Origin of the sequence: Microcoleus sp. B4-C2 (assembly GCF_036705265.1) — a bacterium.
In the GTDB taxonomy this organism is placed as follows: Bacteria; Cyanobacteriota; Cyanobacteriia; order Cyanobacteriales; family Microcoleaceae; genus Microcoleus.
In genome coordinates, this window is sequence record NZ_JAUBUB010000063.1 from 1 (window position 1) to 19,911 (window position 19,911).

Annotated in this window: 20 protein-coding genes and 1 pseudogene; 9 read left to right on the plus strand and 12 right to left on the minus strand. The window is 47.2% G+C overall.

What is annotated here, in order from left to right; genetic code table 11:
- Window positions 1-50: 50 nt before the first annotated feature.
- On the minus strand, window positions 51-155 hold the full coding sequence (locus tag QUB20_RS18290) for a lecithin retinol acyltransferase family protein (protein WP_333251241.1): 105 nt from the start codon (window positions 153-155) through the stop codon (window positions 51-53).
- A 160-nt stretch (window positions 156-315) separates the two neighbouring features.
- Between QUB20_RS18290 and QUB20_RS18295 the strand changes: the two genes are divergently transcribed.
- A complete protein-coding gene (locus QUB20_RS18295; RefSeq protein ID WP_333251243.1) occupies window positions 316-474 on the plus strand; it encodes a hypothetical protein in 159 nt (52 codons plus the stop codon).
- 256 nt (window positions 475-730) lie between these two features.
- On the opposite strand, the gene QUB20_RS18300 is transcribed toward QUB20_RS18295, so the two are convergent.
- The 4 genes from QUB20_RS18300 to QUB20_RS18315 all read right to left on the minus strand — a co-directional run bounded on the left by QUB20_RS18300 (window position 731) and on the right by QUB20_RS18315 (window position 2,374).
- Entirely contained in the window at window positions 731-1,090 is a 360-nt protein-coding gene (locus QUB20_RS18300; protein WP_333251246.1) for a DUF5615 family PIN-like protein, read from the minus strand.
- Window positions 1,087-1,419, minus strand: a complete 333-nt coding sequence (locus QUB20_RS18305; RefSeq protein ID WP_333055073.1) for a DUF433 domain-containing protein — start codon at window positions 1,417-1,419, stop codon at window positions 1,087-1,089. The genes QUB20_RS18300 and QUB20_RS18305 overlap by 4 nt, the downstream gene beginning before the upstream one ends.
- A 155-nt stretch (window positions 1,420-1,574) precedes the next feature.
- On the minus strand, window positions 1,575-1,970 hold the full coding sequence (locus QUB20_RS18310; RefSeq protein WP_333251248.1) for a XisI protein: 396 nt from the start codon (window positions 1,968-1,970) through the stop codon (window positions 1,575-1,577).
- Window positions 1,955-2,374 carry an element excision factor XisH family protein gene (locus QUB20_RS18315; protein WP_333231857.1) on the minus strand — a complete coding sequence of 140 codons (420 nt, stop codon included), beginning with the start codon at window positions 2,372-2,374 and terminating at the stop codon, window positions 1,955-1,957. The genes QUB20_RS18310 and QUB20_RS18315 overlap by 16 nt, the downstream gene beginning before the upstream one ends.
- 85 nt (window positions 2,375-2,459) lie before the next feature.
- Here QUB20_RS18315 and trpC point away from each other — a divergent pair, with 85 nt between their 5' ends.
- A complete protein-coding gene (gene trpC / locus QUB20_RS18320; RefSeq protein ID WP_333251256.1) occupies window positions 2,460-3,359 on the plus strand; it encodes an indole-3-glycerol phosphate synthase TrpC in 900 nt (299 codons plus the stop codon).
- Window positions 3,360-3,522: 163 nt separating this feature from the next.
- On the opposite strand, the gene QUB20_RS18325 is transcribed toward trpC, so the two are convergent.
- Complete coding sequence (locus tag QUB20_RS18325; RefSeq protein WP_333291552.1) at window positions 3,523-3,711, minus strand: hypothetical protein; 189 nt, start codon at window positions 3,709-3,711, stop codon at window positions 3,523-3,525.
- Here QUB20_RS18325 and QUB20_RS18330 point away from each other — a divergent pair.
- On the plus strand, window positions 3,710-3,955 hold the full coding sequence (locus QUB20_RS18330) for a DUF5340 domain-containing protein (RefSeq protein WP_006632049.1): 246 nt from the start codon (window positions 3,710-3,712) through the stop codon (window positions 3,953-3,955). The two genes, QUB20_RS18325 and QUB20_RS18330, sit on opposite strands and share 2 nt — an antisense overlap.
- A gap of 78 nt (window positions 3,956-4,033) precedes the next feature.
- Entirely contained in the window at window positions 4,034-5,191 is a 1,158-nt protein-coding gene (locus QUB20_RS18335; RefSeq protein WP_333251250.1) for an alanine--glyoxylate aminotransferase family protein, read from the plus strand.
- Between the two features lie 55 nt (window positions 5,192-5,246).
- On the opposite strand, the gene QUB20_RS18340 is transcribed toward QUB20_RS18335, so the two are convergent.
- The 3 genes from QUB20_RS18340 to nblR form a co-directional block, all read right to left on the minus strand.
- Complete coding sequence (locus QUB20_RS18340) at window positions 5,247-5,462, minus strand: DUF2949 domain-containing protein (protein ID WP_333069463.1); 216 nt, start codon at window positions 5,460-5,462, stop codon at window positions 5,247-5,249.
- Between the two features lie 1,014 nt (window positions 5,463-6,476).
- On the minus strand, window positions 6,477-6,992 hold the full coding sequence (locus QUB20_RS18345; protein ID WP_333251253.1) for a DUF192 domain-containing protein: 516 nt from the start codon (window positions 6,990-6,992) through the stop codon (window positions 6,477-6,479).
- 225 nt (window positions 6,993-7,217) lie between these two features.
- Window positions 7,218-7,913, minus strand: coding sequence for a response regulator transcription factor NblR (gene nblR / locus QUB20_RS18350; protein WP_333247697.1), 696 nt, complete (start codon window positions 7,911-7,913; stop codon window positions 7,218-7,220).
- A 298-nt stretch (window positions 7,914-8,211) separates the two neighbouring features.
- On the opposite strand from nblR, the gene rbsK reads away from it, so the two are divergent.
- On the plus strand, window positions 8,212-9,138 hold the full coding sequence (gene rbsK, locus QUB20_RS18355) for a ribokinase (RefSeq protein WP_333247698.1): 927 nt from the start codon (window positions 8,212-8,214) through the stop codon (window positions 9,136-9,138).
- A 185-nt stretch (window positions 9,139-9,323) separates the two neighbouring features.
- Here the strand turns inward: rbsK and QUB20_RS18360 are convergent, their stop codons facing one another.
- On the minus strand, window positions 9,324-10,598 hold the full coding sequence (locus tag QUB20_RS18360; RefSeq protein ID WP_333247700.1) for a ribulose bisphosphate carboxylase small subunit: 1,275 nt from the start codon (window positions 10,596-10,598) through the stop codon (window positions 9,324-9,326).
- A 128-nt stretch (window positions 10,599-10,726) separates the two neighbouring features.
- Here QUB20_RS18360 and QUB20_RS18365 point away from each other — a divergent pair, with 128 nt between their 5' ends.
- A complete protein-coding gene (locus QUB20_RS18365; RefSeq protein ID WP_333247702.1) occupies window positions 10,727-11,998 on the plus strand; it encodes an aspartate aminotransferase family protein in 1,272 nt (423 codons plus the stop codon).
- 620 nt (window positions 11,999-12,618) lie between these two features.
- Window positions 12,619-16,272: a CHAT domain-containing tetratricopeptide repeat protein gene (locus QUB20_RS18370; RefSeq protein ID WP_333247704.1), complete on the plus strand. Its 3,654-nt coding sequence runs from the start codon at window positions 12,619-12,621 to the stop codon at window positions 16,270-16,272.
- 205 nt (window positions 16,273-16,477) lie between these two features.
- Here the strand turns inward: QUB20_RS18370 and QUB20_RS18375 are convergent, their stop codons facing one another.
- Window positions 16,478-16,912, minus strand: a complete 435-nt coding sequence (locus QUB20_RS18375; protein ID WP_333243985.1) for a CAAD domain-containing protein — start codon at window positions 16,910-16,912, stop codon at window positions 16,478-16,480.
- Between the two features lie 348 nt (window positions 16,913-17,260).
- Window positions 17,261-18,703, minus strand: a pseudogene (gene gltX, locus QUB20_RS18380) (glutamate--tRNA ligase); the annotation flags it as partial.
- Between the two features lie 350 nt (window positions 18,704-19,053).
- Here gltX and QUB20_RS18385 point away from each other — a divergent pair.
- Together QUB20_RS18385 and QUB20_RS18390 are read left to right on the plus strand one after the other, a co-directional pair.
- Window positions 19,054-19,551, plus strand: coding sequence for a DUF393 domain-containing protein (locus QUB20_RS18385; protein WP_333247706.1), 498 nt, complete (start codon window positions 19,054-19,056; stop codon window positions 19,549-19,551).
- A gap of 97 nt (window positions 19,552-19,648) precedes the next feature.
- Window positions 19,649-19,858: a hypothetical protein gene (locus tag QUB20_RS18390; RefSeq protein WP_190735803.1), complete on the plus strand. Its 210-nt coding sequence runs from the start codon at window positions 19,649-19,651 to the stop codon at window positions 19,856-19,858.
- Window positions 19,859-19,911 lie beyond the last annotated feature (53 nt).

The following is a 19,911-nucleotide window of genomic DNA, read 5'->3' on the forward strand; positions in this document are numbered from 1 at the left end:
AGAATCAGTTGGCGTGTCATCACTGATGCCCTCTAAACACTATCTTTATTCTATGCAACTTCATATAAAATTGGTATAACACTATCGTCGCCACAGTCGATACCGTGATGAGTGTGTGGAAGCTGTTGAATGTAGATATGATCGCCTTTTGCCATAGTTGTTAACCAGGTGAGGTTCAATAAGTATTAAATATCACAGATCAGCTTGTTTAGTCAATACGAGAAAACACTTAGACGCTTTGCAAGAAGTTAAAAATAGTGGCAACAATGATTCAATATTTATTTAACGGCAGCCTATCGAATTTTTTGAGAGAATATGCAATTATCTCGATCGCAATTTTTGCAAGTAATGCAATCCTTGGGACGGCGTTCATTAATTGAAAAAATCCCGGAGGGCGATCGCACATTTTTTACTCTTGCACCGATACTAAAAGAGTATGTCAAAACCAACTATTCCCGCCCCAACGGTGAGTAAGAAAAAATTATATTGTCATCAAGTGAACTATCTTGAACTTAGAAATGTGCGATCGACCTTTTGGTAAAATTTGGGAATGCGCGATCGACCTTTGTTTATTGAATTGACTTTTCAGTCCTCTTTTAGAGGACTTTTGCTATGAGACGGGGGTTTTCAACCCCCGGCGGACTTGCGGGTTAGCGAAGGGATTTTAGCGGCAAAATGTGCGATTCCTACGGGATAGCTACGCACGCGCGTACTTTTTCCACATCATTCTCTAATATGGAATCCAATCTAACTTATCGAGCCATTCTTCAGCTTCAGTAGTTTCCCAAATAAAATGAATTGTTTCTGCCCATCTGCCGATACTTCCACTTGGACGCACCCAAACTAATCCCCAACTTTGTCCCCCTGCGGCCCAATGTTCCTCCAAATGTCCGGGAATACTTTTGCGATTATCCGTCACCAATAGTCGTTTCGATGATTCCAAATAAATGAGAATCTCTGGATCTAAAGTTCCGAATGGCGGTGCATTTGAATCACCCACCCGCAAAATATCTATCTCCGGTTGAAGTTTTAAAACAGCACTTTTGAGCTTAGGTGGCAAATTTTCATCGAGTAAAAAACGAATTTTCACTTCAGGTTGAGTAACTCCTGTTCTCGCTGTGCTTTGATTGCTCTCAAACGCAATGCTAGAGGAGATGGATTAGCCAACCATTCCTGATAGCGTTCTTCCCGCCACTTCGCCAGCCGCAACATATAAGCATCCATCTGCCTCCGATTTTGCAGATAATAAGTTAGCGTCGCGTAAATTTTCTCTAAATTCAAACTTGGTAATTCTTCCAGAATTTGGTCTGGCGAATATCCATCCAAGTAATATTTAATTACATCGTCAATGCCGATCCGATGTCCTTTGATGCGGATGTCATCGGGGTCGAGAAATTCAAAATAGTCTTCTAATTGCATCGGTTTATCTCCGAATACTTAGTTAATCGCATTTTATCATATGGAAAAGGGCGATCGACCTTATATAATAGAAACTTGTTACGATCGCCCTTTATCCCCCTATCATGCTTCAAATCCGCCGTCGTCCCCCCAGCACCTCAGTCTCCGTCCTCTACTTAGGCTGACTGCATAACAACAGCCGCTTCCGCAACATTTCCTTCATCTTTACCACTCAAACCCGTTCCAAATTCAGTATATTGTCGCACATTAGGATGGCGAAAACCGAGTACAATGTCTTCTTTAGGAATACCGGCTGCCAGTAAATCCGTCGCCACTCCTTCTTCGGTATCATCATATTGAATCCAGATTTTATCGCCGATTAAATCGAGGTGGATTGGTGTGGCGTGAAGGTATTTGGCCTCATTCCAACCAATATCCAAGACTAAGTAGCTTCCTCGTTTATCATCAAAGAGAACTTGAGAATTATATCCGTCAGGTATGGCAGCGCGGTAGTTTGCGTGTTCTTGCAGTATGGTTTTGATAATTTCTTGGTATCTTAATCGGGTATCCATTGAACTATCGCCTCACTTTTATCATCAAAAACAATCAGTTTTATAATCTGATTTTTTAATAACACTTGTCCTAATTCTATGGTAAATACGCTATTAAAAATAGGTTGAGAAATTGCCAAATAGAGACTTCTATCGATCCGCATTTCATTAAGCACTTGGCGGTAAAGAACGTACTGCCCCAAAGCCTGCTCCAAATCTTTTACATCCGATCGTCCCACAAAACTTTTGACCTCAACAACAATTTTTTGGGTTCCTTTTTCGGCATTAATTAGACGCTCTGCACCCAGGTCGGCAGATAAACGCTTGCGACCAATTTGCAGGGGAAAGGGATCGTGAGTAATTATCCAACCATCTTTTTGTAAGGCACGCTTAACTGTATCGTGATAAATATCTTTAGCTGGCACGCATTAGCTCTCAGGCTAGGAGGATTTACTGTAACCATTATATAATACGTTGAAACTTGTTACGATCGCCCTTTATCCCCCTATCATGCTTCAAATCCGCCGTCGTCCCCCCAGCACATCAGTCTCCGTACTCTACCTCAGCTACCAAATCGCCGTACCCGACGCCGAACCCCAGCACATCCTAGAAGAAATCGTCTGGGAAAAAGAAGCTGAAGTGGCCCAAAAGCGCGATCGCACTCCCTTATCCGAACTTCACAAAAAACTCCCCTTTGCACCGCCTACTCGCGACTTTCTTGCCGCCCTTAAAAACGGCAAAACCACACCCGCTATCATCGCCGAAGTCAAAAAAGCTTCCCCCAGCAAAGGCGTAATTCGCGAAGATTTTGACCCAGTGGCGATCGCCCTAGCTTACCAACAAAACGGCGCGAGTTGCATCTCCGTACTCACCGATGAAAAGTTCTTTCAAGGCAGTTTCGACAACCTCGCTAAAATCCGTGCCGCCGTCGATTTACCCTTACTTTGCAAAGAGTTTATTATCTATCCCTACCAAATTTATCTCGCCCGGATTCACGGCGCCGATGCTGTATTGTTAATCGCAGCTATTCTATCTGACAAAGACTTACAATACTTTGTAAAAATTGTCAAGACATTGGGCATGACAGCTTTAATAGAAGTTCACACTCTCGAAGAACTCGATCGAGTATTAACCCTACAAGGCGTCAACCTAATCGGCATCAACAACCGCAACCTAGCAGACTTTTCCGTCAGCCTAGAAACTACCGGTCAACTATTAGCCTCCCGCCCAACCGAAATCCAAGCAAAAGGCATCCTCATCGTCAGCGAGTCAGGAATCCACACTCCCGACGACCTGGCTAAACTTGCCAGCGCCGGAGCAGAAGCCGTCCTCATCGGCGAATCTCTGGTCAAACAGCCCGATCCGGGTGCAGCTTTAGCCTCCCTTGCCGATCGCCCTCCCAGCCTGTGAAAGGCGAGACCGCTTGACAAACCACCCTTAATTCTGATAAAAAATGATTAAGTAGGTAAATAATGAGAATTTCTAGCCTGCATCGACTCAAGCGCTACTGTAAAAAAGAAATAGCACTGAAAGCTATATTGCATAGAAATATTTTGCCAGAAAGCAATTAAATCTATTCTGTAAGCCTGTCGATCGCAAGATTTAGCGTGTCCAACGCACCCAGCCCCGAATATTCGATCGGCAAAGCAGGGGTTTTTGTACGGTTAGAAAACAAATAAAAAATCGGGCATCTAATGTTCACCTGTGATGCCTCATGCAATTGCAATGGGGTGTCGGTTCGCTGAGGTATGTTAGCTTTCATGGAGCCAATCCCCCTTCCTTCGTACATTCATTATGAATTGCTACTTCAATTGTTAGAGCGCAAAACGATGTTTGCTGTCAGTCCACAATCGCCGCAGCAGCAACAAGTTCACCAACTTATTATTACACTGCGTAAAGCCCTTGCCATTCAAAAGCAATTAGAACAAAGCTGCGAGCGATCGAACTTAGCGGTAGAACATCGCTGGTCTCTAAATGAAATTAACCAGAAGGGAGTTAAAAGTTAAAAAACTTAGAGTATCGACGCGACGGATCGTATTTGATTTATTCTATATAACTCCCACAGAAAAACTTAGGACAATATCATGGACAACAAATTAATGCTGATGATTCCCGGCCCGACGCCGGTACCGGAAGCGGCATTGTTAGCGATGGCAAAACACCCGATGGGCCACCGCAGCAAGGAATTTGACGCGATTTTTGCAGAATGTACCGAAAACTTGAAATGGCTGCACCAAACTAAAAGTGACGTGCTGAGTTTAACGGTTTCTGGTACCGGCGCGATGGAAGCTGGGATAATTAATTTCTTGAGTGCGGGCGATCGAGTTTTAATCGGCACTAACGGCAAATTTGGCGAACGCTGGGCTGAAGTTGCCGAAGCTTACGGTTTAAACGCCGAAATTATTAAAGCTGAGTGGGGCCAACCTTTAGACCCCGAAAACTTCCGCGAAAAACTAGAAGCAGATACAGAGAAGCAAATCAAAGCTGTCATCCTCACCCACTCGGAAACCTCCACCGGCGTCCTCAACGACCTCGAAACCATCAACCGCCACGTTAAAGCCCACGGTGAAGCTTTAATTATGGTCGATGCTGTCACTAGCTTAGGCGCTGTCAATATTCCGATGGACGCTTGGGGCATCGATGTCATTGCTTCGGGTTCTCAGAAAGCTTACATGATTCCCCCAGGTTTGGGTTTTGTGGCCGTCAGTCCCAAAGCTTGGGAAGCTTACAAAACTGCGAAACTGCCCCGCTATTATTTGGATTTGGGCAAATATAGCAAAGACGCTGCCAAAAATACCACTCCTTTTACTCCGCCGGTCAATATGTTTTTTGCGCTGCAAGCATCGCTGCAGATGATGAAAACAGAAGGGTTGGAAAATGTTTTCGCGCGGCACAAACGGTTGATGACAACTACTCGCGCTGCTGTAAAAGCTTTAGGTTTGCCGTTGTTTGCTGCTGATGATGCGGCCAGCCCTGCGATTACTTCGGTGATGCCGCCAGAATCCGTAGATGCTCAAAAAGTGCGGACTTTGATGAGAAAGAGATTTGACATTGCTCTCGCCGACGGACAAGACCATTTGAAAGGTAAAATCTTCCGAATCGGTCATTTGGGCTTTGTGTGCGATCGCGATATTCTAGCAGCAATTTCCTCTTTAGAAGTTGTGCTGAGCGAATTGGGTCATGAAGGCTACACTCCGGGTGCCGGCGTTGCCGCTGCTGCCAAATTCTTGGCTGAATCCTAATCTCAGTTGTTAAAGGATTTTAGATTTTGGATTATCTCTAAAATCTAAAATCCTTTTAATATGCTTCGGATAACCAATCAAAGATTTTATCCAACTGTTCGAGAGTGACTAAACCGTATTGCCACAGAACCATCGGCAAGGAATTCGGGTCTTTATCACGCTGGCGCTGTTTGTCACCGCCACGACGTTCGGCGACAGCAATTGACGCGGGAGAAATTGCCAAGTCTTCTTGTAAAAATCGAATTAATCGAGTGTATTTAGCGGGTGCCATGTGATTTCACCTATAAGTATAGGACACCATTTTCTGATGTGAACCTGATGTTTTTGATGAGTAATAAGCCAGTTTTAAATTTGTCTTGTTACCGTCGATAGCTTTTAAAACGCTATTAGCGGTTGAACTGCCAAACGTAATGCTGAGTGATACTGTAAAGCTAACCTTTCCCAAAAAGTGAAAGGTTTTGCAATTTTGCTGATGTCTGCCCGATCGACTGGTAATCGCGATCGAACCTAAACGGAATACCTCGGCATCTTTGCAGCGCGAATCAGAATAAATTCTGCTACCTAAAGACTACTAAACCAAGTTCAGAGTTTAACTTCATCTGCCGAAATGCAGAATCCGCAAATCTACTTCGGGAAAATTAGTTAGATATTTCGATCAAACCCGAAACTGCTACCAGAAGTTAAGTTTGCCAATTCCCGCCAATTAACTTGGCTCGTAGCATATTACTTTAGATAGGTTTAGTAGATTTTGCTCGATCGCCAGAACTTCCAGAGAATTTCTTTTCGTGTTGCTACACCTTGAGGCTGAGTATCGTCTCTCAGGATTGGTAACGAGTCGCTGACTCGTCTCATACCTGCGACCAACCATCTACAGCTTCCGGAAACAAGCTCAAGTCCTGACTGACTGAGATCGACATCGTAGCAAATCTTTCGGTGTTTGTACTGAATCTTACATTAATATTCTAATAGATTTTATCAATTTTTGTAAAGTTTCTAAATTTTCTTGGGAATTCCGAAGGCAGGGGGCTCTCTGCAGGGCTGTTTCATTCTCACCAAAAACATGAATTTTGACTCTGTAGGGGTAGTGCTACCCCTACCCCCCGTGCCTACCCCCCCGTGCCTACCCCGCCACAGACGACTGCACAGCGTTTGGGACATGGGGGCAGCCACGGGGGGCTGCCCCTACAAGAGAATGAAACAGCCCTGCGAAGGCAAGGGGATCTCTGGGGGATGGAAACCGGGGGATTATGTCTGTGTGCAGATTTTACTGAAACAGTCCGAAGTTTTAGTCGAAAAACTCGATTTCAATACGATCGCCCTTTTTGACACCGAGTTCAGCAGCCCGCCCGCCCCGGAGTTCAATAACTCGATCGACAACAGTATCGGGCCCGTAGGTAGGACAAGGATCTTCAGTACAAGGAGGTGCAGAAACTTCGATCGCCTCAACCACCCCATCCCGGACAAAAATCATATCCAGAGAAATCTTGCAATTTTTCATCCAAAAATTGACCCGTCGCGCCGGTTTAAACTCAAACAGCATTCCTCTGTCATCCGGCAAAGAAGTTCTGTACATTAAACCCATAGCCTGCTGTTCCGGTGTTTTCGCCACTTCGAGTTCGATGGGGCGATCGCCTATCCGAGCTCTAGCAGAAACAGGCAGCACTTGACCCGATGTAGTCGCCGTAGGAGACTCAGCAGCCAAAATACCAGTAGCACCAGCATTCGCGATCGGTAAAGTCGGCGAACATCCCAGCAAAAATATACTTACTCCAATACCGAGCAAATTAGTTAAATAATTCATAATGATTTTAGATTTTAGATTTTAGATTTTAGATTTTAGATTGGGAATTGGCAATTGGACATAAGGAACTAAGGAATGAGAATTAAATAACTTCCACAAGTTTGTGGGATGGGCGTCCCGCCCGTCCTTTTTGGACGGGCGGGACGCCCATCCCACAATAACAATTAAAATTATAAGTTATTTAATTCGCGATCCTAACCAACAGTCAACAGTCAACTGACTTCTTCAAGCTTCCCGCATCACATAGCCAACACCGCGCACCGTCTGAATCAAGCGCTTTTCACCCTCATCTTCAATCTTGAGCCGCAGATAGCGGATGTAAACCTCAATCACATTCGACTCGCCCAAAAAGTCGTAACCCCAAACATTTTCCAGAATTTGTTCCCGAGTCAAAACCTCGCGGGGATGTTCCATCAAATACTTTAGCAGCTCATATTCCTTCATCGTCAGGTCGATCGCCCGTCCATTCCGCAGGGCCCGCCTAGAGGCCAAATCCAAAACTAAATCGCCAAACCTCAATTGTTCGTTGCTGCTGTTATCCGGCTGCAAATACAAGCGCACCAACTGCAAAAACTCCTCAGTGCGGTAAGGTTTCAGAAAATAATCATCCGCGCCAGCTTCCAGACAAGCTACGCGATCGTCAACTGTATCACGACCGACCAATAGCAGCACCGGCGCCCGATTGCCAATACTTCTGAGGTAAGAACACAGTGACAGCCCCGACTCAGGGCCAAGTATGCGATCGATTACAATCAAAGCTGGCTGCAATTCATGAGCTAAATGTTGGCCTGTGGCGGTATTAGAAGCCACTACCGGTTCGTAGCCGGAGGATTTTAAGTCGAGACTCAAGTGTCCGGCGAGAACTTCGTCTGTTTCAACTAGCAGGACACAGGGATTGCGATCGAGAGTAATTGCAGCCATTGAATTGACCGATGTAGATCATAACTGTTCTAGCACGTTTGATGGCCGTTGGTTGTTAACTGTTGGTTGTTGGCTGTTGACTGTTGGCTGTTGACTGTTGTTATTTGTTGTTATTAGACTTCTCCTAAAAAGCAGATTTTGAACAGGCAGGATGCCTGTTCCACGATAATTATGGGAGATGTCTATTCGTTATGGGTTATTTGCGAGTTGCTACCCATTACCAATTCCCAATTCTATAATGCCCCATGCCCCATGCCCCATCCCTCCGCTTCGCTCCGCCCAATTCCCAATTTAAATTATGACTATCATCGTATTCGGCAGTATCAACATCGACCTAGCAGCAAAAACTCCCCGGTTGCCGCAACCAGGGGAAACTATCATCGGTAGCAATTTTTTCACAGCAGGAGGTGGCAAAGGAGCAAATCAAGCCGTCGCCGCCGCCCGTCTCGGCACTTCCACCCACATCATCGGTCGCGTCGGCAACGATAAATTTGCTGAAGAATTATTGACAAATTTACAATCTTATGGGGTAAATACAGACAATGTATTAATAGACCAAAACACTCATTCAGGAGTGGCAATTATCGCCGTAGACGAGACAGGTCAAAATAATATTATTGTGATTCCGGGCGCGAATAACAATGTCGGTGAAGCAGATATAGAACGTCTCAAAAAACTGTTAACAGGAGCTACATCTTTGCTGCTACAGTTAGAAATTCCCCTGGAAATTGTCCAAAAAGCTGCGAAAGCTGCTTGTCAAGCGGGGGTGCGAGTTATTCTCGATCCAGCACCGGCTAGGGCGGATTTGCCACTGGAACTTTATCCGCTAATTGACATTATCACGCCGAATGAAGTGGAAGCCAGCCAGTTAGCCGGTTTTCCGGTGAATGACACGGAAACAGCGATTGTAGCTGCCAAACACTTGCAGGAGCGTGGGGTCAAGAATGTTATTGTCAAATTGGGCGATCGCGGGGCTGTTGCTGTTACTGCGGATGAAACCTTTTTTGTACCGGCTTTTGCTGTGGAGGCGATCGACACTGTGGCTGCTGGCGATGCTTTTAACGGCGGCTTGGCCTCCGCATTAGATGCCGGTCTGTCCTTGTCAGAGGCGGTGCGGTGGGGCGCAGCAGCGGGCGCTCTGTGCACAACTAAAGTGGGTGCTCAAGGTGCTATGTGCGATCGGGCAACTTTTGATAAATTTTTGCAGAATAGAGTGATTGGATAAATCTTTGATAGAGCCGGTTAACCGCTGATTTCAAGCAGATAAACACAGATGAACGCAGATAATTTCAAGAGATGAAAGTGAACGACCATAATAGGTCTATTTTCGGTAAAAAAAATCCAAATCTTGTGGGGTGGGCTTCTAGCCCGCCCCAAATATGCAAGAATTTAAATCTGTAAACGCTTGTCCTAATTTGGCCGCTGAATAATTGTTTCAACTACCCGCCGCTTGACTTTTGGATCGATACCAATCAGCCGCACGTATTCGCCGCCGTGTTCCGCCAAACAAGTTTCTAAAGATGCAACCACATCTTTTTCCTGTGCAGTTTTAATCGTCGCGCAACTTTGCCAAGAACCAGTTTTAAATCGGCGATTATCTGCATATTCCATGCCAATTTTGCAGCCTCTTGCTAATAACTGCTTTACTTGTTCCAATACCTCGGAACTCAGCCGCGCCGCATGACCGTTACCCGCTTCAGAACTTGGCTCGACGTAAGCCTTATAATATTTGGATGACGGGTCGTTTAATTCACTTTGCGTGGGCGCAGCAGCAGGGGCATTGGGGGTTCCTTGAACGTTAAACAGCCGCGATTGGTTGTATTCATCTACTAAGCGCATTTCCTTAATCCGCTTTTGTTGGCCCACCATCAAACTGCCCATTTCTAATAAATGAGCGAGGCTGAAATTCGGGTTATGGAAATCTGGCGCTGCTTCCAAAGTGTTTACCAAACGCTTGGAAACTCGCTCGATTCCTACTTTGTGAATGAATTCGCGGATTTGTTCGTCATAAATGCGCGATCGCAAAGCACTAAAAAAGTCGATCGCCTGATCGGGAAACTTATCGACTAACGCCACAATATCGGTTTTTGACAATTTGTCCGACTCAAAAATTCCCCCAACAATGCCAATTTTATCATCGCGGCTGGGTTCCCAATAAAACTTCTCCATCCGCCCGTCGCGAATCAGCGGCGCGTACAGCGTAGAAAAATCATTTCCGGTGACAATAATCGGCACTCGGTGCAGCGGCGTACTGTCATAACTTCCCGGTAACTGCACATTAGTTGGATTATCAGCAATATTCATCAGAGTGGCATTGACCATCTGAGTATTGACAGTATATTGAGTAGTAGTATCAAACCTGCCAGCACCAGCATCCAAATCGTTAATAAAGATGGCGCACATCTCGCCGCGCACGCGAATTTGCTCCGCAGCTTCCCGGTAGCGCAAGCGAATTAAACGCGCCGGATCTCCTGCATCCGGGCTTTCTAATTCCCCACCAGATATCATCACCGGTTCAAAGCCCATCCGCCGAAAAACCAGTTCGGTTTGAAAAGTTTTGCCTTCTCCTTTGCGGCCATGAATTCCCAAAATTAGGGGAACTCTTACCCCTGGTAAATTTAAAAAGTTCTTAGTGACGTGCACCGCAACTTTATCGAGAAAGTTAGGAGAAATGTAATAACTCATCAGTAGATTTGTAATGGATTAATTGAGGTTACTGTTATGATTTTATGACAAAACTAACAGCCTGCACCGCTAACCTGGATTTTTACCGTACAATCGAGGTCTACATATTATGTGTTAAGGAGCGATTCGTGAGTCCAGAAACCTTATTAAAAGAACCAAGCGTGCAAGCCGAAGCCAGTCTCTTCAGTTCTGAGAGCTTCGACAGCTATGTAATGACAACTTACGGGCGTTTTGCGATCGCCCTAGAACGGGGCCTCGGCTGCCGCGTTTGGGATACCGAGGGCCGCGAATATCTCGATTTTGTGGCCGGTATTGCTACCTGCACTCTGGGACACGCCCACCCGGCAATGATTGCAGCGGTAACTCAGCAAATTCAGACCCTGCACCACGTTTCTAATCTTTATTACATCCCCGTACAGGGCGAGCTGGCAAAGTGGCTTGTAGACCATTCTTGCGCTGACAGAGCCTTCTTTTGTAACTCCGGCGCGGAAGCTAATGAAGCGGCAATTAAACTCGCCCGCAAGTACGCCCACGAAAAATTAAATATCTCGAATCCGACAATCATTACCGCTGTTGCGAGTTTCCACGGGCGGACTTTGGCGACAATTACGGCAACTGGACAGCCTAAATACCAGAAGGGTTTTAGCCCTTTGGTTCCCGGATTTCACTATGTGCCATACAACGATATTAGTGCGATCGAAAGTGCGATCGACCAACTCGACAAAGACGAACGCCAAGTCGCTGCAATTATGCTGGAAGCGCTGCAAGGCGAAGGCGGAGTTCGCCCCGGAGATATCGCTTACTTCCAGCGCATTCGGGAAATTTGCGACGAAAAAGGCATTTTGCTCATTCTCGACGAAGTGCAAGTCGGGATGGGACGCAGCGGCAAATACTGGGGCTACGAAAACCTCGGCATTGAACCGGATATCTTTACGTCTGCCAAAGGATTGGGCGGCGGTATCCCGATCGGCGCTATGCTGTGCAAATCTTCCTGCGATGTATTTGAACCGGGAAGTCACGCCAGCACATTCGGCGGCAATCCTTTTGCTTGCGCTGTAGCTTTGTGTGTGTGCCAAACTTTAGAACGGGAAAACCTTCTAGAAAACGTGCAGCAGCGCGGGGAACAGTTGAAAGCAGGGCTCAACAAGTTGGCGGCCGAATATCCGCATTTAATTGCTGAGGTGCGCGGCTGGGGTTTGATTGTCGGGATGGAATTGCAAGCTGACATCGAACTTACATCCGCTGATATCGTCAAATCTGCCATCGCCGCAGGAGTTTTGTTGGTTCCCGCAGGGCCTAAAGTGCTGAGATTTGTCCCGCCGCTGATTGTCACTGCTGCTGAAGTCGATCGAGCTCTGCTGGCCGTGGAGTCAGCCTTGCGCTCTCAAGCGGTACAGTAAAATCTACTGAGTTGATTTGTGTTAGCTGTAGCGCTGTAACTAACGATTGCCCATTGGTGTCAACTTAACGTCAAACCCATTTACAGACTGATGTTTGACTATTAAGGCCAGATCACCCTGGCGCCTGCCTTAATAAAGGGAGTAGGGGGTGGGACAGGAGTATTCTCTTTCGTCCCCCTTCTTAAGGGGGATTTAGGGGGATCTAGACTTTGCCTAAAAGCGACATTTATCAGGGGTTTCAGGCTTAATTTGATACCAATGGCGATTGCCATATCTAGACCCACTATTCCTCAGAAAGCCGGTTTCTTTACCAGATTTCTCGTTATCACACCCAATAGTTTCCCAGAAATCGGCTTTCTTAGTCTAAAATCTATCAGGGTAAAATTAAACCCGCCCCGCTGCACGTCTGTCGGGGCGGGTTTGTTAAGTTTAAGACTTGTGCCGAAGCCTGTTTTTTTAAGCAAATACGTTGTGGCAATGTGTATGGTGGAAAAATCAGGTTGGTTTAATCCCCTGGGCGACTCGTACCTCCGGTTAGAGATTGAAATTTAAACCAGGAAGTGATTTAATTGCTGCACAGAAGCAGCGATCCTATCGTTAATAATTCGGCGGAATGCACGATGGATGAACGGCGTCGCGAAACTGATGTTAATATGCTCCAAGTGCTGCTGGAAAATCCTGGGGACTCAGGAATAGATTTGATTTTGAGTACGAACCCAAAGTCGATCGACTTTGGGTTCGTGCAAACGCTTTATGTGGAAGAAGTGGCACTGACGCGAGAAAGCTTGCTGAAAGCTGCAAAATTTTTCCAAAGGGCGATCGCACCCTTAGAATCTGCAAAAGGGAATTCTAAATTGCCCGCAACCGGGGCAGCATATCTGGCTTTTTTAGCAGAAGTATTGCAGGCAGTCGCGCGCGGCGCTGATTCGCAGCACCTGTACTCGCTGCTGAGAAACAATTTAGATAAACTCGACCAGAATTTCGCACAACTGCTGCGCTGCTGGGCAACTTTGGTGTTTTCTGCTGCCCAAGAATCCGAGAGAAGGCGGATTGCAGCCCTGATCGGCAATCTGAGCAACAAAATTGGGCGGTTTCCCCTCGGCAGCAAGGCTAATAACTTGGAAATCGAAATTGCCGGTTACGAAACAGTTGCTAAGGTTTTTACCCGCAAAGACTTTCCCCAAGAATGGGCGGTGATGCAAAACAATCTGGGCAACGCTTATAGCGATCGCCCCAGAGGTGATAAGGCTCAAAATATCGAACAGGCGATCGCTTGCTTTGAAAATGCCCTGCAAGTACGCACGCCCGAACAGTACCCGGAACAGTGGGCGACGCTGCAAAATAATCTGGGCAACGCTTACAGCGAGCGTCTCAGGGGAGATCCGGCAGACAATCTAGAACAGGCGATCGCCTGCTTTGAAAATGCCCTGCGAGTTCGCAGCCGCGAGGCTTTCGGGCAAGAGTGGGCGAGCACTCAAAACAATCTCGGCCGTGCTTACAGCCGCCGGCTGCGGGGCAACCGAGCCCAAAATCTGGAACTGGCAGTCGCTTGCTACCAAAATGCTTTGCAAGTCTACAACCGCAAGGTGTTTCCCCGGCGTTGGGCCACAACTCAAAATAATTTGGCAAATGCTTACTGCGAGTTGCTGCGGGGCAACCGAGCTGAAAATCTCGAATATGCGGTTACGTGCTATCAAAGAGCTTTGCAGGTGCGGACTCGGGAAGCTTTTCCGCAGCAGTGGGCGACGACTCAAAGGAATTTGGGCCGGGTGTTTGTCGATCGCATCAAAGGCGATCCGGTGGAAAATTTGGAAATGGCGATCGTCTGCTATCAAAATGCTTTACAAGTCTACACCCGCATCAAATTTCCCGAAGTCTGGGCTTCGATCCAAACTTACCTCGGTAGGATCTACAGTCGGCGGGTGAAAGGGGAAAAAGCCGAAAATATGGAAATGGCGATCGCCTGCTATCAAAATGCTTTGCTCTTTTGCAACCGCCAAAAAACTCCCGAACGCTGGGCCATGCTGTGTGCCTACCTCGGCCGCGCTTTCTGCGAACACGTGAAAGGGGAAAAAAATCGCAACCTCAAAAGCGCGATCGCCTGCTATCAAAATGCGGGCGAAGTCTACACCAGGCAGGCATATCCCAACCGCTGGGCAATGCTGCAAATTTATCTCGGTAGGGCTTATTCGCAACTGACGGAGGCGGAAAACTTGTCGCACATGGAAAGCGCGATCGGCTGCTATCACAGCGCCACCCAAGTCTACACTCGCGAAACCTATCCCCACCGCTGGGCTGAAATTTTATTTTATTTGGGTCAAGCTTACCGAGTTCGAGGCGACTTGCTTCGCGCTTACGGGGTTTTTACTGCTGCTGTCGATACTGTTGAATTCTTGCGCTGCGAAGTTGGGGTTGATACAGTCGATTTTGGCGATTCCCTACGGGATAGCTACGCTTCACGGACGAGTACCGCAAAAGTCAAATTAACCCGCACCTGGGCTGGACTCTATAAATGCCTGGTGCAAGTTTGCCTGGAACTAGGCGCCAGCCAACCTGAATATTACGCTAAGGCTCTGGAATACGCCGAACGCCACAAAAATCGGAATTTGGTAGAACTGCTGCTTAAATGCCACTTGACTCCGAAAGCCGAAATTCCTGCAGCGGTGCGAAGCGAGTTGGAGTCGCTGCAACTGGAAATAGCAGGGGAACAGCGGCACCAAGAAGAGGGAGAACCTGAGCCGAACACGACTTTGATTTCTGAGGGCGATAGCCAAGGTTTGAACAGCGGTTCTCTAATGCCGAACTTGGACTTCATGCACTTAAATCAATTGTGGAAGCAGTTTGATAGGTTGATTGCGCGGGAGGTGCAGGCAAACGACCCTTTCTTCAGCCTAGCTCACAAAGTTGAACCGATCGCTTTCGAGCAAATTCGCCAATTGTTGCCTGATGACAATTGCGCTGCTGTGGTGTGGGCGAGTTTGGGAGAGTTGCTGGTTGCTTTTGTGGTGGTAAAGAGTGAACAATATCCCGCCGTTCACCTGTGTTCGCCGGAAAATGCTTTGGCTGCCGAAAGTTGGGGCCAGGAGTACCTCACCGCTTATTCTGAACAAAAAGGTCGCTGGATCAATCATCTCCAGACTCGCCTCAAACGCTTGGCTACGATGCTGGAAATCGATCGAGTGGTGGCGCTGATTCCCGATAATTGCGATCGGCTGATTTTTGTGCCGCACCGATTTTTGCACGCTTTGCCACTCCACGCTTTGCCTCTGGCGGGGAGAGACGGATTTGAGGATGGTGGGGGAATTTTTAGGTCTGGGTGGAGCGATCGCAGCGGTTTTGAGGTGGAAACCTACAGCCTTTCGGATTTTTCTCAAAGTTCGTCTTTTGGCGACGTTGCAGCGCCTGCTACTTATTTGCTCGATCGATTTCCCGGAGGAATTCGCTATGCTCCTAGCTGTCAGCTATTGCTGTTGAGACAAAGTGCACACGGAGCGGCTATTGGTCGGTACAGACCCCGTTTGCAGCAGCTTTTGGCCATTCCAACTTTCACCAGAGATGCGTTCTACAGCAACATTGAAATCGGCACTATTTCCCAGTATTTTGCCAGTACAGAAGTTGTGCGCCATAAGCCGGCAATTAAAGAGGCTTTTTCCCAAGAAATGTCTGCTAATAATGGGGATTTGCCCCAAGAAATAGGGCATTTGCAGCAGAAAAAATGCGCTCATTTTGCTTGTTTTAGTTTGCTTAATTTGGCTTTGCCACTGAAATCCGCAGTGTTTTTGAGGAATGATTCTCTGAGTTTGGAGGAAATTTTTAATCTGGATTTTCGGCAATATTTTTTAGTTACTTTATCGGGTTGCGAAATTGCCGCTGGCGGAGTTAGCGGTGCTGGAGGAGATTTTGTGGGTTTGTCGGCGGGTTTGTTGTATGCTGGCACGTCTAGTGTGGTTAGCAGTCTTTGGAAGGTGAATGATGTTTCTACGCTGCTGCTGACGAGCAAGTTTTATGAAAATCTGGGACGGTTTTCTCGGTTGCAGGTGGGAGATGTGGCGATCGCGCTGGGGGACGCTCAAAGGTGGCTGCGGGATTTGACTAGCGAGGAATTGGAGGTGTTGCTGGCGGATTTTCAACCTCAAATTTCGCAAATGTTCGATCGGCTTTCTCAAAGTTCTCGCCTGATTGCGGAGGCTTCTTTGCAGCAAATTCGCAACCGCAAACCCTATCCTTTTGCTAATCCTTATTATTGGGCGGCTTTTACTGCGACTGGGGTTTAGTTATTAGTTATTAGTCATTAGTCAACAGTCAACAGTCAACAGTCAACCGTCAACCGTCAACAGTCAACAGTCATCAGTCAACAGTCATCAGTCAACCGTCAACAGTCAACAGTCAACAGTCATTAGTCATCTAAAAACCCGACACTAACAACTTATTTAAAGTTATCAGTGTCGGGTACAAATTCAACAAATTACCAGCAAAAGTTTAGGACTTTTTGCCGAAAACTTGTTCTTTCAAGGCTTGAATTTCTTGACCTAATTGTTGCCGATTGGACGATCGCAGCAAATAGCGGTAGACAAACCACCCGGTGTATCCGATACCAATTAGCTCGAATGTCGGTGCTAGCAGGGGGATGTCGTTGAGTTCATCTATTACGCCCAAAAGCACTTTCAAAGAGACAATCGAGGCTATAATTACACCGATAACAGTCAGGGGACTTTTGTACTGTTCGTAAAAGCTGCCGATGTAAGCGGGAAACTCGGACAAAATTGAGATAATTTGTTCTTTGATCTGCTGGGCCTGACTTGGCGGTTCGTCGGTAATTATGACTTTTGTGGTATCGCTGGAACTGTCTGCTTCATTTCCGGCAGGAATTTCGGTGATGATAACGGTTGTTTCTGGTTCGTTTGATGAAGTCATTTCTCCACTCGCAATAGTTTTTTGCTGGTTGGCGGCAGGTATTTCAACTGCTGCTGCGGCTGTTTCAAGAGCCGGTATTTCGACTGCTGCAACCTCCCCGTCGGTTGGTTCAAGAGCCGACACTTCGCCTGTTTCTGTAGTCGGTATTTCGACTGCTGAAACGGGCGCCGCCACTGCTTCAGGAGCCGATATTTCGACTGCTGAAACCTCTGGTGCTGAAGTCGGTATTTCGGCTGGTGAAACGGACGCTGCCGGCTGTTGTGCGACAGAAGTTTCGGTTGCAGTTTCCGCGTTTTGCTGTTCTGGGGTTGGAGTTTCGGCCGCCACACCAACACCAGGCAAATTCAAGTTGCTAATGGCATCAAGCAAACGGGTTTTAGCCGTTCCTCGCTGGTGAAGGATTACCCAAGATTCTATCAGGTCGGGGCCGTGCATTGCACCTGTCAGAGCGGCTCTGAGCGATCGCATAATTAGCCCTTTGTTAAGATTTTTCTCTTTACTGAGCTTTTTAGTGATTTTCTGAGCTTCCGCTGATGTCAGGGATGAATGACTTTCCATCGCTTCTACAACTGCTTGTAAAGCCTGTGCAGCCCCTGGTTGCTGCAATTGTGCGAGTGCTTCTTCTTCGTATTCCACCGTGGTGGAGAAGAAAACCTTGCACATATCCACAGCATCGGTTAAGCGAACGAGACTCGGGCCGATTAAAGCAGCTATTTGTTCGAGCCAAGGGCGATCGGCCTCCGAGTCAAACTCATAACCGCCTTTCTGCCACCAATAAGGTATCAGCAAATCTGTCAATTGCGGCACTGGCATTTTGTGCAGGTATTGACTGTTTAGCCAATTGAGTTTATCCCAATCAAATTTTGCACCGGCTTTGTTGACTCGATAGAATGTAAATAATTCTGCTGCTTCCGACAGTGTAAATATTTCCTGCGTTGAATCCGGCGGAGTCCAACCGAGCAAAGTCATGTAATTAACTAAAGCTTCGGGCAGGTAGCCCATATCTTTGAAGTCAGAAATCGAGGTTACGCCGTCGCGTTTAGAAAGCTTTTGTCCTTGGGAGTTTAAAATCAGCGGCGTGTGGCCAAATTCTGGGATTGTCGCGCCCAAAGCTTCGTACAGCAATATTTGTTTCGGAGTATTGCCGATGTGATCTTCGCCGCGGATGACGTGGGTGATGCCCATGTCGATGTCATCGACAACTACGGCGAGGTTGTAGAGTGGTTGGCCGATGACGCCGCCGCTGGATGCACGGGCAATCACCATATCGCCGCCGAGGTCGCTACCTTTCCAGGTTACGGTGTCGCGCACCATGTCGTTCCAAGAAATTGTGCGATCGTCGTCGATGATAAACCGAATCACAGCTTGTCGCCCTTCGCCTTCAAAAGCTGCGCGCTCTTTGCTTGTCAAGTTGCGGTGCCGGTTGTCGTAGCGGGGGGCTTGTTTGTTGGCTTTTTGTGCTTCCCGCATTTCGTCGAGTTCTTCCGACGTGGTGTAGCAGCGGTAGGCGAGTCCATTGTCGAGAAGGGTTTGGACTGCTTGGCGGTATATTTCCAGACGCTGTGACTGAAAACTCGGGCCTTCGTCCCACTCCATACCCAGCCAGGTGAGGCCTTCGAGGATGTTATCGGTGTATTCGCTTTTAGAACGTTCTACGTCTGTGTCTTCTACCCGCAGGATGAATTTGCCGCCTTGATTGCGGGCAAACAGCCAGTTGAATACGGCGGTTCTGGCGGTACCGATGTGTAGGTTTCCGGTGGGACTGGGGGCTAGACGGACTCTGACATTCATGTAGATTTTTGCTTTTAGATTGGGGGCAATTTGCTGGTTGGGGGAATAGCTGATGTTTAAGACTTTAAATTTTATTATATTTGGTTGCCGAATTAACAGTTGTGCTTGGCAGGTGCTTTGCCTCGAATTGTTTGATATTCGACTATCGGGCGATCGGGCGAAAGTCTCCGGCAAGGCAGGAGAGGGCATCTTGATGATAATAGCTTGCGGGTGGCCAAGACTGGATTGACCTTTGGGACTATTTTTCACAGCACAAATAACTGCTTTAGGAGTACCCAAGGCGCACCTGATAAGTATTTATCCTTGTAAAATGTTTGTGTGCGATCGACGACATTAAAATATATTTCCCTATGTCTGCTGCTAAAACTGAGTTTTCCGAATCTGTTGCGCCCTCACCCGAGTCTGTTGCGCCTGCTTGGCAGATTGAGTTACTGTACGACGGTGAATGTCCTCTGTGCGTGCGGGAGGTTAATTTCTTGAAAAAACGCGACGCGGGGCGAGGTTTAGTGTCGTTTGTGGATATCGCGGATGATGGCTACAACCCGGATGCCCACGGCGGAATCGACTACGAAACGGCGATGGGTCGGATTCACGCGGTGTTACCCGACGGTACGACGGTTAAAAATGTAGAGGTTTTTCGCCGCACTTACGAGATTTTAGGTATGGGATGGATTTATGCAGTTACTAAGTTACCAGTGATCGGGGCGATCGCCAATTGGCTGTACGGAATTTGGGCAGACTGGCGGCTGATGTTGACGGGAAGGCCGGATTTAGCAACAATTATGAGCGATCGAACTCAGCGGATCGAGTGCGAAAGTCAGGGTCGCTGCCAACCCTACTCAAAATGAGTCATATTTAATAAGTTCGATCGGTCTATCAGAAGATGTCAGCAGAAACAGACCGCAACTAACATTAAAGATGGACTACTATTAAAGGTCAAAAAAAATGCAAGATGCAGGCTATACAGTCTTCATGGGCTTCGGTGGTCTCTGGATACTTATGGGAATTGCCGCTGTAATTTTCCTGTTAAAATCCGACGGTCAAAAACTTAGGTTTGGCAAATGGGGACTGCTAGTGGCGATTCCGATTCTCGTCCCCATCGTCCTGGTTCTGACATATCAGATCGCCCGACCCTTTATTTCCTCGCACCTTTGAGCGCTGCTGGGAGTCGATCGTCCGTGGGAGAAAGGAATTAGTTAAATTAAGTT

What these genes read in the sequence shown, in the direction of transcription:
- QUB20_RS18290 (WP_333251241.1), bottom strand. Translation starts at nt 155, where the DNA reads ATGGCAAAAGGCGATCATATCTACATTCAACAGCTTCCACACACTCAT.
- QUB20_RS18295 (WP_333251243.1), top strand. Translation starts at nt 316, where the DNA reads ATGCAATTATCTCGATCGCAATTTTTGCAAGTAATGCAATCCTTGGGA.
- QUB20_RS18305 (WP_333055073.1), bottom strand. Translation starts at nt 1,419, where the DNA reads ATGCAATTAGAAGACTATTTTGAATTTCTCGACCCCGATGACATCCGC.
- QUB20_RS18310 (WP_333251248.1), bottom strand. Translation starts at nt 1,970, where the DNA reads ATGGATACCCGATTAAGATACCAAGAAATTATCAAAACCATACTGCAA.
- trpC (WP_333251256.1), top strand. Translation starts at nt 2,460, where the DNA reads ATGCTTCAAATCCGCCGTCGTCCCCCCAGCACATCAGTCTCCGTACTC.
- QUB20_RS18330 (WP_006632049.1), top strand. Translation starts at nt 3,710, where the DNA reads ATGGAGCCAATCCCCCTTCCTTCGTACATTCATTATGAATTGCTACTT.
- QUB20_RS18325 (WP_333291552.1), bottom strand. Translation starts at nt 3,711, where the DNA reads ATGAAAGCTAACATACCTCAGCGAACCGACACCCCATTGCAATTGCAT.
- QUB20_RS18335 (WP_333251250.1), top strand. Translation starts at nt 4,034, where the DNA reads ATGGACAACAAATTAATGCTGATGATTCCCGGCCCGACGCCGGTACCG.
- QUB20_RS18340 (WP_333069463.1), bottom strand. Translation starts at nt 5,462, where the DNA reads ATGGCACCCGCTAAATACACTCGATTAATTCGATTTTTACAAGAAGAC.
- QUB20_RS18345 (WP_333251253.1), bottom strand. Translation starts at nt 6,992, where the DNA reads ATGAATTATTTAACTAATTTGCTCGGTATTGGAGTAAGTATATTTTTG.
- nblR (WP_333247697.1), bottom strand. Translation starts at nt 7,913, where the DNA reads ATGGCTGCAATTACTCTCGATCGCAATCCCTGTGTCCTGCTAGTTGAA.
- rbsK (WP_333247698.1), top strand. Translation starts at nt 8,212, where the DNA reads ATGACTATCATCGTATTCGGCAGTATCAACATCGACCTAGCAGCAAAA.
- QUB20_RS18360 (WP_333247700.1), bottom strand. Translation starts at nt 10,598, where the DNA reads ATGAGTTATTACATTTCTCCTAACTTTCTCGATAAAGTTGCGGTGCAC.
- QUB20_RS18370 (WP_333247704.1), top strand. Translation starts at nt 12,619, where the DNA reads ATGGATGAACGGCGTCGCGAAACTGATGTTAATATGCTCCAAGTGCTG.
- QUB20_RS18375 (WP_333243985.1), bottom strand. Translation starts at nt 16,912, where the DNA reads ATGACTTCATCAAACGAACCAGAAACAACCGTTATCATCACCGAAATT.
- QUB20_RS18385 (WP_333247706.1), top strand. Translation starts at nt 19,054, where the DNA reads ATGTCTGCTGCTAAAACTGAGTTTTCCGAATCTGTTGCGCCCTCACCC.
- QUB20_RS18390 (WP_190735803.1), top strand. Translation starts at nt 19,649, where the DNA reads ATGCAAGATGCAGGCTATACAGTCTTCATGGGCTTCGGTGGTCTCTGG.